The sequence below is a fragment of the Buttiauxella brennerae ATCC 51605 genome, assembly GCF_001654925.1.
GTDB classification, from domain to species: Bacteria; Pseudomonadota; Gammaproteobacteria; order Enterobacterales; family Enterobacteriaceae; genus Buttiauxella; species Buttiauxella brennerae.
In genome coordinates this window covers 345603-362774 of sequence record NZ_LXER01000006.1, presented here as the reverse complement: position 1 = coordinate 362774, position 17172 = coordinate 345603, and the positions used below count along the sequence as shown (strand labels likewise).

Here is a 17172-nt window from a genome sequence, read left to right as displayed (position 1 = left end):
CCACCTTTTGTTACCTACCGGGGACAGTACTTTGTCTCAAGATACGATTCAAATCCGCCAACTTGGCCTGCAACCGTACGAACCTATTTCGCAGGCAATGCATGACTTTACCAATACCCGCGATGAAACAACCGCCGATGAAATTTGGCTGGTCGAACACCAGCGCGTATTTACACAAGGCCAGGCAGGTAAAGCGGAACATGTATTAGTTCCAGGAGACATCCCGGTGATCCAGAGTGACCGTGGCGGCCAAGTGACATATCACGGGCCAGGCCAGCAAGTCATGTACGTGCTGCTTAATCTTAAACGCCGTAAACTCGGGGTCAGAGAACTGGTCACTATCCTTGAGCAAACCGTGGTTAACACGCTGGCAGAATTGGGGATAAACGCTTACCCACGCGCCGATGCGCCAGGTGTCTATGTCGATGGTCGCAAAATTTGCTCTCTCGGCCTGAGGATCCGTAAAGGGTGTTCATTCCACGGATTAGCATTAAACGTTGATATGGACCTCAGCCCTTTCCTGCGGATCAACCCTTGTGGTTATGCCGGTCTGGAAATGACACAGGTGAGTGCGCTACGAGCGGGGACTTCGCTTAATGATATTCAGCCGCTTCTCATCAATAGCTTTATTCAATTATTAAATAATCCACCAACTGAATATATTTAGTCTTAATATATATATTTTTTAATAACTGCACTACCTATGGTGCAGTTATTAATGGTTAACCATTAAGCGCCGCTTTACTTCATAGTTAGTTTTGTATAATCTCCTCCGGTTAAATAATCGAAATCTATACCAAAAATAATTCAAGATGCAGGAAGGCGGCAAGAGAACGAGTCCCGATGAGCTGACTCAGGTAAGTGATTCGGGTGAGTAAGCGCAGCCAACGCACATGCAACTTGAAGTATGACGGGTATATACTTATGCGCTCACGGGTCTACAACACCCTACGAAACTCTAACAAATAAAATCTATATAATAGATTAAATGAATGATACAAACGCCAACCTCCCTTTTATTATGAAATAGTAATCATTTAATGCTATTTACATAAGGTAATGGTAAATATTTAGCATGGCTGTAATCCAAGGTTAGCCAAAACAAGGATGGAAATATCATGGAAAGAAATGAAGAAGATAATTACCCAACATTCAAAACATTACACAATATCGACCTGAATTTATTGACCGTTTTTGAGGCGGTCTATGTGCACAAAGGCATTGTCAATGCGGCAAAAGTACTGAATCTAACGCCTTCAGCTATTAGCCAGTCCATCCAGAAGCTTAGATCAACTTTCCCAGACCCACTGTTTATCCGTAAAGGGCAAGGCGTCACGCCGACTGCCTATGCTGCTCATTTGCATGAATATATCAGTCTCGGATTTGAATCGATTCTGTGTGCACTGGATGTTAATAATAATTACGATAAGCAAAGAACCATTACTCTTGCAAGCCAGCCTTCAATTGGGGCCTTGTTGATGCCGAGAATCCACTCAGCCATTCAAAAGGTAAACCCTAATTTATCTATTCGTCACGTACCGATAGTAAAAAACCAGTTATCGCAATTCCAGGCCGATATTGCCATCGACACAAACCCGCATCATGGCCCTGCGATCGCAAGTTATAATCTTTATAATGACGACCTGGTTGCGGTATGCCGCCATGATCACCCCACAGCAGCGACCCTATTTAATGAAGGTGATACTCAAAATTTGAATTGCACCTTTTTGACCATGCCGGACGATCTGTTAGTCAATGCACGTCTGCTCATTAGCGAAAAGTTGCCTAACCGTCAGATATCTTTTAGTAGCTATAACATTTTAACCATTGCCTCAATGATAAGCACAAGTGACATGATTGGGTTTATGCCGTATAAGTTATTCGAGATGTTTTCTCGCTCTTTTCAGCTTAAAGTCATCGAGAGCACACTTTTCTCAAGCACGACCATCACTACCACAATGCACATTAATAAACTCAGTTCACGAGATGCGGTGCTGAAGGAAGTCATGGATACCATCCTGCATGAGTTTCAGACTGCATAGTGACTTCGGCCTCTGGCTCACAACCTTGAGGTCGACTTGCCAATTGTTAACGCTTAAAAGCGCACAAACCAACAACTCATTTACAATTCTTTCCCCATTTCCTGCTCTGCCAGGCTGATTTATCCCCTTCAGTGATGATATACTTCAGTCGTTATTAAAAAATAGTTGATAAATAAAACATTCGATTAGCCTGACTTTTTTCAGCAACTGGAACACGTACGATATGAGTAAACCTATTGTCATGGAACGCGGCGTCAAGTACCGCGACGCCGATAAAATGGCTCTGATCCCGGTTAAAAACGTGGTAACAGAGCGCCAGGAGCTGTTAAGAAAGCCAGAATGGATGAAGATCAAACTTCCATCTGACTCGACCCGAATTCAGGGTATCAAAGCAGCAATGCGCAAGAACGGCCTGCACTCTGTGTGTGAAGAAGCTTCCTGCCCGAACCTGGCAGAATGTTTCAACCACGGTACTGCAACTTTTATGATTCTTGGTGCAATCTGTACTCGTCGCTGCCCGTTCTGCGATGTTGCTCATGGCCGCCCTGTTGCGCCAGACACCAATGAACCCGTTAAACTTGCCCAAACTATCGCTGACATGGGATTACGCTATGTGGTTATCACATCCGTTGACCGTGATGATCTGCGTGATGGTGGTGCTCAGCATTTTGCCGATTGCATCAGCGCGATTCGTGAAAAAAACCCAACCATCAAGATTGAAACATTGGTTCCCGACTTCCGTGGCCGTATGGATAAAGCGTTAGAGATCCTCACCGCTACGCCACCGGATGTCTTCAACCACAACCTGGAAAACGTGCCGCGTATCTACCGTAAAGTACGCCCAGGTGCTGACTACAACTGGTCACTGAAATTGCTGGAACGTTTTAAAGAAGCGCACCCGGATATCCCGACTAAATCAGGGTTGATGGTGGGTTTAGGTGAAACGAATGCAGAAATTGTGGAAGTGATGCGCGATTTACGCCGCCACGGTGTCACCATGTTGACGCTGGGCCAGTATTTACAGCCAAGCCGTCACCACTTGCCAGTGCAACGTTATGTTAGCCCTGATGAGTTTGAAGAGATGAAAGCAGAAGCGCTGGCGATGGGCTTTACCCATGCAGCTTGCGGCCCGTTTGTCCGCTCTTCTTACCATGCAGACCTGCAAGCCAAAGGCATGGAAGTCAAATAACGACGTAACAAATTGTTACTTTTATTTTGCGGCGACCACAAAAAAACCGGCACATTTGATGCCGGTTTTTTATATCTGTTCGAAAGCTGTTTCGTAATCAGTCTTTATGCGTAATACGATCACCTGCGGTATCCGCAGTGTTGGCAGATTTCGCGCTAGTTTCGTCGTCATTCATGGCTTTCTTGAAGCCCTTGATTGCCGAGCCGAGGTCGCCACCGAGGGTGCGCAACTTCTTGGTGCCAAATAACAAAACAATCAGCGCACCGATCACCAACAACTTTGTAATACTAATCTCACCCATAACAACCTTCTTTAATCATGCGTGCCGTGAATACGGCGAATAATACACTGAGACAATTAACGGTCATTTTCTCGTGCGATACAATAGCAACCTGTAACAAGTTGAATCAACATCGGCTCAAAAAACAATCATAACAACCGCGGGGAAGCAAAACGACGATTTTTTAGGACCGGCAACATCGCTCGCACTTCGGTGAGGTGTTGGCTTTCCAGTTCAGCATAGATCATTGTCGGTTTCTGATTTGCCGCTGCAATCACAACCCCGAGCGGATCAACAACCCGACTATGGCCAATATTCTTATTGCCACATTCACCGGAAGCAACAATATAGCAGGTTGTATCGAGCGCACGAGCCGCAAGCAATGTTGCCCAGTGCATCTCTTTATTCGGGCCGCGTAACCATGCTGCAGGTAACACTAAAATATCTGCTCCCGCCAGCGCCAGGCTCAGGGCCATCTCCGGGAAGCGCAGATCGTAGCAGGTCATCAACCCCACTTTAAAGCCAGCAACATCAATCAATGGCGGCAGACTATTGCCGGCATCAACCAGCCGAGATTCTTGCACATTAAACGCATCATAAAGATGAAGTTTTTGATAACGAGCGATCACCTCACCACCGCGAATGGCCAGTAAGGTATTTGCCGCCCGCCCTGCCGTCGTTTTGATATGAAGCGTCAGAATCGTTGTCATCTGGTCATGACGACTTTGCCCGCACAGTTTGTCGATAAACGCGTCATTCATCGTTTGTGCAGACTTCACCGACAAATCGGGGTCGTTATCATCGCGAGCCAGTACAGCCTCGGGTAACACAAGCAATTGTGCTCCAGCAGCTTGCGCTTGAGTCATCAAGTCCAGGCAAGTTTGTACATTTTCCTGCCATACCTTAGTGACCGCAAATTGTCCTACCGCAACTTTCATGAAAGTCCCTCAAAAGACGCTGAATAATTTCAGTATACCCGGTGTGAAACTTACTGTGCGGGCGTTACACTCAAACACTTACGAATATAAAAAGCAGGAAACTATCGTGTTGCAAATGCTATTAGCCGTATTTATTGGCGGTGGAACGGGGAGTGTTGTGCGTTGGTTAGTGAGTATGAAGCTAAACCCGGTGCATGGCGCTATCCCGGTTGGAACATTAACGGCAAACCTGGTCGGGGCGTTTATCATCGGTCTGGGGTTGGCGCTGTTCACCAGAATGACGCACCTCGATCCAGTGTGGAAATTGTTAATCACCACGGGCTTTTGCGGTGGCCTGACAACTTTTTCAACATTTTCAGCCGAAGTGGTGTTCTTGCTGCAGGATGGGCGTTTAGCCTGGGCCGGGCTCAATATACTTCTGAACCTTGCGGGTTCTCTGACTATGACAGCAATCGCATTTTGGTTAGTTTCTTTGACATACGGCCACTGATTCTCAGCACGTTAAGGTTAGCTTAATTTTTGTCTGCCAATCTGGATGAAAATTAGCGTGGGGCCAAATAATGAAAGAACGTGTTGCTGGATGGGCGGCGGTGCTGATGAGCACGCTGATTGTGATGTGCTTTGTGAAAATTTATCTGTTTTCCTGAATTCAGAGCAAAAAAAACCCGCCTTAGCGGGTTTTTATATTCTGCTGGTAAAGCCTTAGATAGGCATTACGTTTGCAGCAGATGGGCCTTTGGCACCGTTAGTGATTTCAAACTCAACGCGCTGACCTTCTGCCAGGGTTTTGAAACCATTGCTCTGGATTGCAGAGAAGTGAACAAACACATCTTTGCTACCATCTTCCGGAGTAATGAAGCCAAAGCCTTTTGACTCGTTAAACCACTTAACGTTACCTTTAATCTTAGACATCTAAATTACCTTTACATGAAAAACGACACAAATGCTGTGTCGGACATCAGTACACCAATTGTGATGGATTTTGTCCAGCCCAGAATTGCTAAAAAGTGATAAAAATTGCTACCTATTTTAAAAAATGTGCAGCAGCACGTATTTTTGAACTATAGATAGCAAAGTCGCTGGTTTGGTTTGATTCCTGGTGCTTACGGCTATTCAGAACTGGAAGCGCAACCAGGCAAAGTAAACGTTACCGTTGTTGTAAGTTCCAGGGATATACGTCATCTGGAACGTGGCCCGGCCATAACCTACAGAGGCCAGCGGCAACACCACTGGCAGCGGGATGTAGCTCCAGTTATCTCGCGCCGTGACCCCGAGCGTATACCCCAGCCCTAAGTGGAAATTATCGTCTTTTAACGGGCGCCAGATCTTCTCCCAACCGTAGCCGCCGATCGGCTCCCACTTGTTAAAAGAGTCTTTGAAAGCCATCACATACAGGCCATGCCAGTTACCACTCTCATCCCAACGTGTTTGCCCAAACCCGATGCCCCAGGGGCGTTCGTTATACTCGTCTGTTTTTTCTTTATCGTAGGCAAAACGAGCGTGCCAGGTTATTGCTGGCACATACAAATCATAATGTTGTGGCTCATTCCACGTTTGCGAAACGTTTGACGACAAGCTGTTCCAGGCATCGCCTAACACACTATTTTGACCGGCCAAAGCGCTGGAAATACCCAGCATCGGTGAGAACGACAAAAGAATAGAAATGAGAATTTTATTTGTTAAAGCCACATTAATTTCCACATCAAAATCTAATACGCAACTTAACAAATTGTATATTAACCAAACCTAAATGAATCCGTGCTTAATTCCTAAATATTGTGTTTTTTGTTTAATGACTCAACATTAATAGTTACCACACCACTTACAGGTCATTATAAACGATGTGGTAACTAATTCTTATTTATGCTTTTTTAGTAACACGTACATCGCCGGAATGACCAGCATCGACAATAAAGGTGCTGTAATCATGCCGCCAATCATTGGCGCGGCAATACGCCTCATCACTTCAGAACCCGTCCCATCGCCCCACATTATTGGCAACAGACCCGCCATAATTGTCGCAACCGTCATCACTTTTGGCCTGACACGCAGCACTGCACCTTCATGGAGCGCGCGCATAAGCATCAGTTTTCCGCCTTGTGGGTCCAGTGCTTTATGCCTCGCAATCGCCTGATTTAAATACAGTACCATTATTACGCCAAATTCAGCCGCCACCCCGGCAAGGGCAATAAAACCCACTGCCCCAGCAACCGATAAATTATACCCCAACAAATAAAGCAGCCAGACACCACCAATAAGAGAGAATGGCAGAGTGCCCATTATTAAAAGCGCATCACTTACCCGCGAGAATGTCACGTAAAGTAAGACGAAAATAATAACCAGCGTGAATGGTAAGACTATTCTCAATTTAGCGCTCGCTCGCTCTAAATATTCAAATTGCCCGGACCAGGATAATGAAACACCATCAGGTAATTTGACTTGCTGCGAAACGGCACGCTGCATATCTTCCACCGCCGATTTCAGATCCCGGCCCCGTAAGTCGACATAAACCCAATTCGACAAACGTGCATTCTCACTTTTTAGCATGGGTGGGCCATCGGTAATGCTGATATCCGCCAGCTCAGAAAGTGCAATCTGGCTACCATTGGCCGTGATTACCGGTAAATTTCGCAGTTTCTGGACGTTATCCCGCACTTCTCGTGGGTAACGAACATTAATAGGATAGCGTTCACGCCCCTCGATGGTTTCACCTATGTTTTGCCCACCAATGACCGTCGCCACTAATGATTGCAACTCTTTGACTGACACGCCATACCGTGCCGCTTTTAGTCGGTCGATATTAATATCAATATAACGCCCACCGCCGAGCCTTTCCGCCAGCGCCGACGTGACGCCCGGCACCTGCTTCACCACTCGTTCAATTTGCTCAGCAACTTGCTCAATAACCGCAATATTGTTGCCATTCACCTTGATACCTACCGGGCTTTTGATACCCGTCGCCAGCATATCCAGGCGATTGCGGATCGGTGGAACCCAAACATTGGCGATGCCGGGCACCTTCACCACGCTATCAAGTTCACTGACCAGTTTGTCCATCGTCATTCCCGGCCGCCACTGGTCGCGAGGTTTAAAGCGAATCGTCGTCTCAATCATGGTCAGCGGTGCCGGGTCCGTTGCAGTATCCGCCCGCCCGGCTTTACCAAATACCGTCGCCACCTCAGGAACCATTTTGATTAAGCGGTCGGTTTGTTGCAGTAAGCGCCCGGCTTCACGCGCAGAAATGCCCGGCAACGTTGATGGCATATACAGCAAATCACCTTCATCGAGCGGCGGCATAAATTCACTGCCCAGGCGACTGAGCGGCCATAACGTGGCAAGCAATACCAGTCCTGCAACCACCAGCGTGGCTTTAGGCCGCGCCAGCACTTTATCCAACAACGGTTCGTAGGCAGCTATCAGCCAGCGGTTGATAGGGTTGGCTTTTTCATCCGGGATTTTCCCGCGAATAAAATAGCCCATCAGCACCGGTACCAGCGTAATTCCCAGCCCGGCGGCGACCGCCATGGCATAGGTTTTGGTGAATGCCAGCGGTGAGAACATCCGCCCTTCCTGCGCTTCAAGGGAAAACACCGGAATAAAGGACAGCGTGATAATCAGCAAACTACAAAACAGTGCAGGTCCGACTTCGACAGCGGCTTGCTCTGAAATGCGCCAGTAATCGCCACTTGTGGGCTGTTTGTCAGGGTTATCGTGCCGCCACTGCTCCAGCACTTTGTGCATGTTTTCGATCATCACGATCGCCGCATCGACCATGGCACCAATCGCGATCGCGATCCCCCCCAGGGACATAATGTTCGCGTTCACTCCCTGGTAATGCATGACGATAAATGCACCCAGAATCCCCAGCGGCAACGTGATCATCGCCACCAGTGCCGAACGGAAATGGAATAAGAACAACGAGCAGATAATCGCCACGACGATAAACTCTTCCAGCAGCTTGTGGGAGAGCGTTTCAATCGCGTTTTCAATGAGATGTGAACGGTCATAAACCGGCACAATTTCCACGCCCGCAGGCAAACTCTTCTGGATTTGCTGAAGTTTCGCTTTGACAGCGTTAATCGTGTCAAGCGCGTTTTTGCCATAACGCATCACAATAATGCCGCCTGCAACCTCACCCTCACCGTTGAACTCTGCCACTCCCCGGCGAATTTCCGGCCCCATGCGCAATGTCGCCACATCACTCAGTAAAACCGGTACACCTTCTCGCGTAGTGATCACGACCTGTTTAAAGTCATCAAGATTTTTCAGGTAGCCTGCGGTGCGCACCATATATTCGGCTTCACCCATTTCAATGACTGAGCCCCCACCTTCCTGGTTGGCACTTTGCACGGCATCAATCACTTGCTGATGGGTGATATTCAGCGCACGCATGCGTTGCGGATCGAGCACTATTTGATACTGCCGCACCATCCCGCCAACGCTTGCCACTTCTGAAACGTTAGGAACAGTTTTAAGCTCAAACTTGAGCGTCCAGTCCTGCAAGGCACGTAAATCGGCCAGGCTGTGTTTCCCGGTTCTGTCCACCAGCGCATATTCATATACCCAGCCAACCCCGGTGGCATCAGGCCCTAAGGATGCCTTTGCCTCTGGTGGAAGCTGCGACTGAACCTGGCTTAAGTATTCAAGAACCCGTGAGCGCGCCCAATACGGATCGGTGCCGTCTTCAAACAAAATGTAGACATACGAATCGCCAAACATCGAAAAACCGCGCACGGTTTTCGCGCCCGGCACCGAAAGCATGGTGGTGGTGAGCGGATAAGTGACCTGGTCTTCAACCACCTGCGGTGCTTTGCCCGGATAGTTGATACGAATGATCACCTGCACATCCGAGAGATCCGGTAGTGCATCAAGCGGTGCTCGTTGTAGCGACCAGATACCCCACGCCGCCATCATGATTGCCGCCAACAAAACCAGCAGCCGGTTTTTTAGGGACCAGCGAATGACAGCGGCAATCATTTCATCGCCCCCGCCATCGGCATCAGGTGCGTGATCACCGCACCTTGCTCATCATCCATCGTGAAGCTGAACATCACGTGTTCACCCACTTTGACGCTCTTAGCATCCGCTGGGGATTTCAGCACAAAGTCCATGGTCATCGCCCCCCATTTAAGCGCACTAATTGGCTGGTGCGAAAGGGTAATCGCCTCATCGGAAATCTCTTTTACCACCGCTTCGCCCTGATATTCAGGCGTTGGTGTAGCGGCCGTTTTTTCCTGAGGTAATGCGCTGCGAAGGCTTGCCTCAGAATCAATCAGGAACTGCCCGGAGGTGACAACCTTATCGCCCTCTTTTAGCCCCTGTTTTATCTCAACCCAACCGTTTTGCGCGGCTCCAACCACGACATTCACCGGGTTAAAATGACCATCATCCTGAGTGACCAGCACCCGACTGGCGCTGCCGGTTTCAATCAACGCTTCTTCAGGAATAGCCAGAACCGCGGGAAGTGTGGGTTGGCTGGCGAGCTTCACATTGAGGTACATTCCAGGCTTGAGTTTCATTTGTCGGTTTTCCAGCACAATGCGCGCTTTCAGCGTACGGGTCGTGGCTTCCATATTCGGCAGCAATTCACTGACCCGCCCGTGAAACACCTCGCCAGGCCAGCTATCGTTAGAGGCCTGAATCTCGCTGCCCACTTGCAGCACCTGCGCCTGAGACTGCGGGTAATCAATCACAATCCATACCGACTCGAGACTGGCAATCTCAAACAATGGTGCTGTTGCCGTGACTTGCGCACCTTCGCGGGTATCCAGTTTATTAATGTAGCCGGCCTGCTTCGCGCGAACCGTTACGCGAGTTTGCGGTTTCCCGGTCTGTTCAACCTGGCGAATAATTTCCGCAGGCATAAACTGCAGTTGCAGGCGCTCACGCGCGGCGGAACTTAATGCGCTATCGCCCAGGCGGCGTACCGCCAGATATTCTTGCTGAGCCGCGGTCCACTCCGGTATCCAGAGCTGTGCCAGCGGTTCACCAGCTTTCACAAATTGCTGCGGTGCGTTGACGAAAAGCCTCTCAACCAGGCCATTGGCGCTGGCGGGAATAATCTGCACGCTTCGCTCATCCGTTGAAACCGTCGCAAACGCATCGAACTGATAATTCAAAATTTTCTTTTCAACGACTGCGGTTTTAATCCCAAGGTTTTGCTGCTGGCGAGAACTGACCGTCACACCACCGTCTTCGGTTGCTTCATCGGCATAACGCGGCACTAAATCCATATCCATAAACGGCGATTTCCCCGGTTTATCGAAGCGCTGGCCAGGAGTCATCGGGTCATACCAATAGAGGACTTTTCGTTCTGACTGAACCGGCTGTGCCGTTGTGCTATGGCTTTGTTTACCCGCGTAATACCCAATACCCAGAGCTGCAGCGATAGTGAGCGCTAACAAAGAATATTTCGTCATCGTTTTCATTATTAGTTGTTCCCCTGTGGGGTCAGGTAGCGAATAGCGACCCAGGTTTCAGCCACGGTTTTTTCTGCGCTATGGGCGCTCAGTTCGGTATCAAGCAATGTACGGCGGGCGTTGAGTAAATCGGCAAGCGTGGATTGTCCGGAACGGTATTGCGCTTCTATCAGGGAAAGGCGTTGTTGTTGAAGAGGTAGGATTTCCTCTTGCTGGCGCTGCCAGAGTGTTTGAGCGGCCTGATACTGCGCCACCAGTGTGCGCACTAAAGCCACTCGCGCACGGCTGGCAATGGCCAGCTCATCATTGGCTTCCATTGAACGGGACATATCTGCCGCCAGGTCTTTGTCCTGGCGTTGTGATTTGAACAGCGGTAAATCGACGGTAAACATCACGCCAGCCATATCGTCGTAGTCGTCTGCGCGATGGGAGTAATAGACTTCGACACCCACATTCGGTTTGGCTGCTACCGCCGATTGCGCTGAACGTGCTTTGGCGACATCCGCCTCACGCGCAGCTTCCACCACTTCCGGGTGCTCGCCTACGCTTTGTTCAAGTATTTCAGGGTCTGCTGGCAAACGCTGATAACGCGGCAGTGTGCCGCTGGTGTTATCAATTTTTTCACCGGTCAGTTGCAGCAAACGCGTCTGAGCAAGCACCACATCACGCTGTGCCAGCGTCACTTTGTCCTCCATTCCCAGCAGCGCCATGCGAATATCCACGACGCTTGATGCGGGTGAACTGCCGCTAGCAACCGTCGCCTTTTGCACACCTACCTGGCGTTCGGTTTCATTAACGAGTTTTTGCGCCGTCACCACTATTTTTTGTGACAACGCCAGATCCAACCACGCCTGAGCGGTTGCTCTTTGTAGCGTCGCGCGAATCACCTCCGCTTTTGCCGCACTGCTGGCGGACTGCGCCAGTATGGTTTCCGCTTTGCGGTCGCGTTTTTCCTCGCTAACGTAATCTTGCATGATGCCAATACGCTGCATGGTCATGCCTTCACGTGTGAATCGGTGGCTGTTACTGCCTTGTACCGGCACATTTTCAATGCCGAATTTCAATTTTGGATCGGGTAATTCGCGTGCAGAATCCGCCATCGCACTCAGCGCATTACTCTGATTACGGTTGGCAGAAAGTTCTGCGGAATAGTGTTCAGCAGCCGTCAGGGTCTGTTGCAGGCTGAACTCTGCCGCATGAGCGGCAGAGACAGACGCAGCAAACAGCACCCCGCTAAGCCAGAAGCTCAGGGAATGTTGTTTCATCATGACCTCAGTTACTTAGTCGGCGTAACCGAAGCGAGCTTGTAGCCTTCAGCTTGCTGGCTGAAAGTGAAGTCAACCGTTTCGCCTGCGTTAACTTCCGGCAATGTTCCGGCTTCAGGCAGGCTGAAAGTCATCGTCATTGCAGGCCAGTTAAGGGCCGGGATAGGTTTGTGGGCGATGGAAATCGAATTGGGGGTGACTTTCTTTACTACACCGTGGCCGTGGTAAATCTCGACAGCCATGGGTTGAGCCATCGGCATCGACATCTCGTGGGACATCTCATGAGATGCAGCGTAAGTGACATTAAAGAAAGCAAATACCGGCAGCGCAACGGCTGCAAAAAAACGTGCAGAAAAAATAGACATAAAAATCTCCAGAACTTGAGTCAAAGGGTGGCAAAAGGCCAATAAACCAAGACAGTGCTGGAGTTATTCTCTAAAACGACAAAACCGAATTGTGGCCGGAGGGCCAGTTGCAGGTGGTGTAAGTAATTCAACAGAGGTGACGGTTTCAGTACATTCCGGAACCACTAAGGCCAAAGTCGCGCTGACGGGTAATGCAGCCAGGGAACTGTGACCATTATCTTTTTGCATAACATCAGGAATGCAATGTTTCTCACACAGCACACCCTTTGCTTTTATCATGTCCCGATCACCATCCATCAGCATATGTTCGTTATGCTGAATAGAAAGTAACTGGGCATTAATTTCTACCGGGCAATCATGTGATGCCACCGCGACCTGGCTGTTGACGAACAGCCAGCCGAACGCCAACAGCAGCATCATGAGATGCTTTCTGAAAATGCGTAAACGACTTGTCGACCAGAAAGTGGATTGCAACATGTTGACCAAATAATGAGAGCGACACCAGGGATGGTAAAAGAACGAGCCCTGAAATAAGCGAGTCGGCAGTATAAGCATCAGACCCTTTTATTTTAAAGTGATTTTTAGTTGTTTTACATTCAACCTGTTAATTAACAATTCTGTAATAGTTTTTTAATTTAACAACCTTCATATGGTTATTAATAGACCGATTACTTGTACAAATAAATAACGCTTATCAATAACTAAATGTCATAATTGCAAGGCTGCCTGCAAATGTGTCATGGCAGAGGTACGAAGCTTACTAAATTTGATGCTCATCAGAAATCTGCGCTCACTCTTCAGGCAGATTGGCACCGTTTTCACTGACGACAACAAAGCGTCTTATTTTTTTATTTTTCTGGCATGGCGTTACGTTCAGGTGCGGCCAATAGATGCCGAATACCAAACGCAACAGGGGGCTTTAATGCTAACAGCTATTGAATTACTTATTGGGGTTGTAGTGATTGTTGGTGTAGCTCGCTACATCATCAAAGGCTACTCCGCGACCGGCGTCTTATTCGTTGGTGGTTTAACACTACTGATTGTCAGTGCCTTAATGGGCCACAAAGTTTTACCTGCCAGTGCTGAAAGCACCGGTTATACCGCAACCGATATTGTCGAATATGTCAAAATCCTGCTGATGAGCCGTGGTGGCGATCTCGGCATGATGATCATGATGCTGTGCGGTTTCGCATCTTATATGACGCACATTGGCGCCAATGACATGGTGGTTAAGCTGGCCTCAAAACCACTGAAGATCATCAACTCACCTTATATTCTGATGATCGCGGCCTATTTCGTCGCGTGTCTGATGTCTCTGGCGGTTTCTTCTGCAACCGGTCTGGGCGTGTTGTTGATGGCAACGCTGTTCCCGGTAATGGTGAACGTGGGTATTAGCCGTGGCGCTGCCGCCGCAATTTGCGCCTCACCCGCTGCAATTATCTTGTCGCCAACGTCCGGTGACGTGGTGCTGGCAGCAAAAGCCGCTGAAATGACGCTGGTTGATTTCGCTTTCAAAACCACCGTGCCAATTTCAATTGCCGCCATTATCGCGATGGCGATTGCTCACTTCTTCTGGCAACGCTACCTGGATAAAAAAGAAAACATCAGCCATGAAATGCTCGATGTCAGTGAAATCCAGACTACTGCGCCTTCTTTCTATGCCATTTTGCCATTTACGCCAATCATCGGCGTGTTGATTTTCGACGGCAAATGGGGACCACAGCTCCATATCATCGCCATTCTGGTTATCTGTATTCTGATTGCCGCAGTGATTGAATTCTTCCGCAGCTTCAAAGCGCAGACCGTATTCTCCGGCCTGGAAGTGTGTTACCGCGGTATGGCTGATGCTTTCGCAAACGTCGTCATGCTGTTAGTTGCCGCAGGCGTATTCGCCCAGGGTCTGAGCACCATCGGCTTTATCCAGAGCCTGATTTCGATTGCAACTTCGTTCGGTTCGGCAAGTATCATTCTGATGCTGGTGCTGGTCGTGTTAACGATGCTGGCGGCCATGACCACCGGTTCCGGTAACGCACCTTTCTATGCCTTCGTTGAGATGATCCCAAAACTGGCTCACTCTTCCGGCATCAACCCGGCGTACCTTGCGATTCCAATGCTGCAAGCCTCCAACCTGGGTCGTACCATTTCCCCGGTTTCAGGTGTTGTCGTAGCCGTTGCAGGCATGGCAAAAATCTCACCATTTGAAGTCGTCAAACGCACATCCGTACCGGTTGCTGTGGGTCTGATTGTGGTCATTATTGCCACTGAAATCCTGGTGCCTTCTGCAGCCGTTGTGGTTGGCGGCTAAAAGCACTCCGCTCACAGCGCTCTGTAGGTGCGCTGTGGGCGTCCCACTTTTCCATAAACAATTTCAGCCATAATTTGCTGGCGGCTTGCACAAAACTCCAGATAACGCCTGGCTGTAGTACGGCTGAGCTTTAATGCTGTAGCCACCGTTTCAGATGTATGGCGAGCCTCAGAGTCAGTAAACAACAACTGCACTTTCTCAAGTGTCAGCTCATCAATCCCCACTGGCAGCACATCTTTTTGCTCCCCTCGCGCATACGCATTGAACATGTCGTCAATCTGGCGCTGGCTGGCACTGGCATTATTTGCCAGCATTTGCATTCGCTGCTGATAGCGCTCTAGCGTTTGTTCAAGTCGCTCATAAGCGATAGGTTTCACCAGATAATCGAACACGCCACCGCGCACAGCATCAGAAACGGTGTCCATATCGCTCGCGGCGGTGGTGAAAACCACGCCCCCGGGGAAACGAGCCTGAGTCAACTCGTGGAGCAACGTAATACCGTGGCCATCGGGCAAATAGTTATCCAGCAAAATGAGATCGGGCTTAAAACGCTCAATCATCATTCTCGTTTGAGCCAAATTGCCAGCCAGCCAAACTTGCTTGCAACCCGGCATCTGGCGAATAAACTCCGCATGCATTTCTGCAAGCGACGTTTCATCTTCAACAATCAGAATCGTAATCGGTTGAGTCATTGCTCTCTTTCACTTTCGGAATAAAAACAGAAAATAAAGAACCACAGGGTTCGTTGTCTTCAAGCGTAATTACCCCGCCACAGCGACTGATATAACTGACTATCAGATACAGCCCAATGCCGTGTGCGTCCTTGTTATCGGTTTTGGTGCTTACACCTTGTTCAAAAATAGCTTCGCGTAATGCCTCAGGTACACCACAACCCTGGTCGGCAACATCAATAACAACCTCAGTACCTTCATCACTCAGATAAAGCTCGATGATTTTATTACCGTCGGGATTTTTTAGACTGGCATCAAATGCGTTATCCAATAAATTGCCAACAATGGCCGAAAACTCCGTGCTGTCCAGCCCATCAGGCAGCTGAAATAACTGGCTTCCAGGAGCAATATTCAACACCAATCCTAATTCTCGCGCCCGCTGAGACTTGCCAAATAACAGGCCAGCAACCTGCCTGTCGTTAAAAGAGCGACGCAGCGTATCGATAAGCTCCTGTTGTGCCTGAGACTCTCCCTTTACCATCTCCAGCACCCGGTCATATTCCTTCATTTGCAGCAGCCCGCTGAGTGTCGACATCCAGTTTAAATGTTCATGCCGCAGGGTGCGCAGACTCTCCACATACTGTTTAATTTGCGTTAACTGCGCATTCAGCGTGCTAATTTCATCTTTACTGCGAAAACTCACAATCACACCAGCCGGCGCCCCATGGCTGCAATGAATCGCGCCACGGTTGGCAATCACGTTTAACCCATTAAATGTACACACCACATCCTGGCGCTTTTGGGCAATGTTTTCGGTAAAAAAGCCCGCAGGCTGCACAACATCTGTAATAGGTTTCCCCAGCCATTGCCTGCCAGGGGAACTTAAGCCAAGCATTTTACGTGCATTACGATTAATTGCGGTGATGAAGCCCTCGCTATCAACGGCAATTAACCCTTCATATACCGAACCGAACAACGCCTCTTGCTGGCGCACTACGCGCGCAATCTGGCGCGGTTCCATCCCCAACATTTGCCGGCGAATATGCGCAGCGAACAACCAGGACAACAGCATTAAAATAACCAGAATCACCACGAAAACCCCGGCGAGCGGCAGCAGGAAATCCAGGCGCCAGCTATCAATTTTGCTGACCAGATAACCAAGCGACACCACGCCAATCACTTTGCCCTGCTCGTCAAAAATCGGCGTTTTAGCGCGCATGGCCATGCCAATCGAGCCTTCGCCGGTAATAAAATAGCTCTCGCCTTTTTCCAGCGCGCCGGGTTTTGTCCACTGCATCGGGTAACCAATTTTTGCCGGATTAGGGTGGTAAAGGCGAATGGAGTGGCTGTCTCCAATGACGACGTAATCAAAATCAGAACCGGTAGATAATTTGCCGACAATCGCGCCCAGGCGTGTGCTGTCGCGGTTTTTAACCGCTGCGATAAGGCTGTCGTTCGAGGCGATAATCCGCGCCTGGTTCATCGCCATATCGCGGACGTGGTTGAGGAGATAATCTTCAAAACTTGCCGATAAATACTGACCCAATGCGGCAATCAATAAAGTCGATACCAGCAAGAGCAGTAAAAAGATTCGCAATGGGAAAGCAATTTGCTGGAAAAATCGCAATACACCCATTTTTTCTTTTCCCGGCATTCACGTTCCTTGTTCTGGCGCTCGCCAAATGTAATGAATTTGTT

General features: G+C 49.0%; 16 protein-coding genes. 5 read left to right on the top strand and 11 right to left on the bottom strand.

The window, feature by feature from the left end; translation table 11 throughout:
* Positions 1-31 precede the first annotated feature (31 nt).
* The 3 genes from lipB to lipA all read left to right on the top strand — a co-directional run bounded on the left by lipB (position 32) and on the right by lipA (position 3231).
* The gene (lipB, locus tag M975_RS02890) at positions 32-667 is read left to right on the top strand and encodes a lipoyl(octanoyl) transferase LipB (RefSeq protein ID WP_064557193.1); all 636 of its coding nucleotides are present in this window, start codon (positions 32-34) and stop codon (positions 665-667) included.
* Positions 668-1118: 451 nt separating this feature from the next.
* Complete coding sequence (locus M975_RS02885) at positions 1119-2042, top strand: YbeF family transcriptional regulator (RefSeq protein ID WP_064557192.1); 924 nt, start codon at positions 1119-1121, stop codon at positions 2040-2042.
* A gap of 223 nt (positions 2043-2265) precedes the next feature.
* A complete protein-coding gene (gene lipA / locus M975_RS02880; RefSeq protein ID WP_064557191.1) occupies positions 2266-3231 on the top strand; it encodes a lipoyl synthase in 966 nt (321 codons plus the stop codon).
* A gap of 97 nt (positions 3232-3328) precedes the next feature.
* Here lipA and tatE read toward each other — a convergent pair whose 3' ends face one another.
* Both tatE and M975_RS02870 read right to left on the bottom strand, forming a co-directional pair.
* On the bottom strand, positions 3329-3532 hold the full coding sequence (tatE, locus tag M975_RS02875; RefSeq protein WP_064557190.1) for a twin-arginine translocase subunit TatE: 204 nt from the start codon (positions 3530-3532) through the stop codon (positions 3329-3331).
* A gap of 128 nt (positions 3533-3660) precedes the next feature.
* Positions 3661-4449, bottom strand: coding sequence for a deaminated glutathione amidase (locus tag M975_RS02870; protein WP_064557189.1), 789 nt, complete (start codon positions 4447-4449; stop codon positions 3661-3663).
* A 106-nt stretch (positions 4450-4555) separates the two neighbouring features.
* Here M975_RS02870 and crcB point away from each other — a divergent pair, with 106 nt between their 5' ends.
* A complete protein-coding gene (gene crcB / locus M975_RS02865) occupies positions 4556-4939 on the top strand; it encodes a fluoride efflux transporter CrcB (RefSeq protein WP_064557659.1) in 384 nt (127 codons plus the stop codon).
* A gap of 212 nt (positions 4940-5151) precedes the next feature.
* Here the strand turns inward: crcB and cspE are convergent, their stop codons facing one another.
* The 7 genes from cspE to M975_RS02830 all read right to left on the bottom strand — a co-directional run bounded on the left by cspE (position 5152) and on the right by M975_RS02830 (position 12918).
* Positions 5152-5361, bottom strand: coding sequence for a transcription antiterminator/RNA stability regulator CspE (gene cspE / locus M975_RS02860; protein ID WP_004100146.1), 210 nt, complete (start codon positions 5359-5361; stop codon positions 5152-5154).
* Between the two features lie 201 nt (positions 5362-5562).
* Positions 5563-6087 (bottom strand): lipid IV(A) palmitoyltransferase PagP, encoded by a 525-nt coding sequence (gene pagP / locus M975_RS02855; protein WP_064557658.1) that lies wholly within the window; start codon positions 6085-6087, stop codon positions 5563-5565.
* A gap of 219 nt (positions 6088-6306) precedes the next feature.
* Positions 6307-9426, bottom strand: coding sequence for an efflux RND transporter permease subunit (locus M975_RS02850; RefSeq protein WP_064557188.1), 3120 nt, complete (start codon positions 9424-9426; stop codon positions 6307-6309).
* On the bottom strand, positions 9423-10877 hold the full coding sequence (locus tag M975_RS02845) for an efflux RND transporter periplasmic adaptor subunit (protein WP_064557187.1): 1455 nt from the start codon (positions 10875-10877) through the stop codon (positions 9423-9425). Before M975_RS02845 ends, M975_RS02850 begins: the two co-directional genes overlap by 4 nt.
* A 2-nt stretch (positions 10878-10879) precedes the next feature.
* Positions 10880-12133 (bottom strand): TolC family protein, encoded by a 1254-nt coding sequence (locus M975_RS02840; protein WP_064557186.1) that lies wholly within the window; start codon positions 12131-12133, stop codon positions 10880-10882.
* An 11-nt stretch (positions 12134-12144) separates the two neighbouring features.
* A complete protein-coding gene (locus tag M975_RS02835; protein ID WP_083967830.1) occupies positions 12145-12498 on the bottom strand; it encodes a copper-binding protein in 354 nt (117 codons plus the stop codon).
* A gap of 63 nt (positions 12499-12561) precedes the next feature.
* Complete coding sequence (locus M975_RS02830; RefSeq protein WP_245164277.1) at positions 12562-12918, bottom strand: hypothetical protein; 357 nt, start codon at positions 12916-12918, stop codon at positions 12562-12564.
* Between the two features lie 502 nt (positions 12919-13420).
* On the opposite strand from M975_RS02830, the gene dcuC reads away from it, so the two are divergent.
* Positions 13421-14803, top strand: coding sequence for an anaerobic C4-dicarboxylate transporter DcuC (dcuC, locus tag M975_RS02825; RefSeq protein ID WP_064557655.1), 1383 nt, complete (start codon positions 13421-13423; stop codon positions 14801-14803).
* A gap of 11 nt (positions 14804-14814) precedes the next feature.
* On the opposite strand, the gene dpiA is transcribed toward dcuC, so the two are convergent.
* Together dpiA and dpiB are read right to left on the bottom strand one after the other, a co-directional pair.
* A complete protein-coding gene (gene dpiA / locus M975_RS02820) occupies positions 14815-15495 on the bottom strand; it encodes a two-component response regulator DpiA (RefSeq protein WP_064557185.1) in 681 nt (226 codons plus the stop codon).
* A complete protein-coding gene (gene dpiB, locus M975_RS02815; RefSeq protein ID WP_064557184.1) occupies positions 15464-17128 on the bottom strand; it encodes a sensor histidine kinase DpiB in 1665 nt (554 codons plus the stop codon). The genes dpiA and dpiB overlap by 32 nt, the downstream gene beginning before the upstream one ends.
* Between the last annotated feature and the right edge of the window lie 44 nt (positions 17129-17172).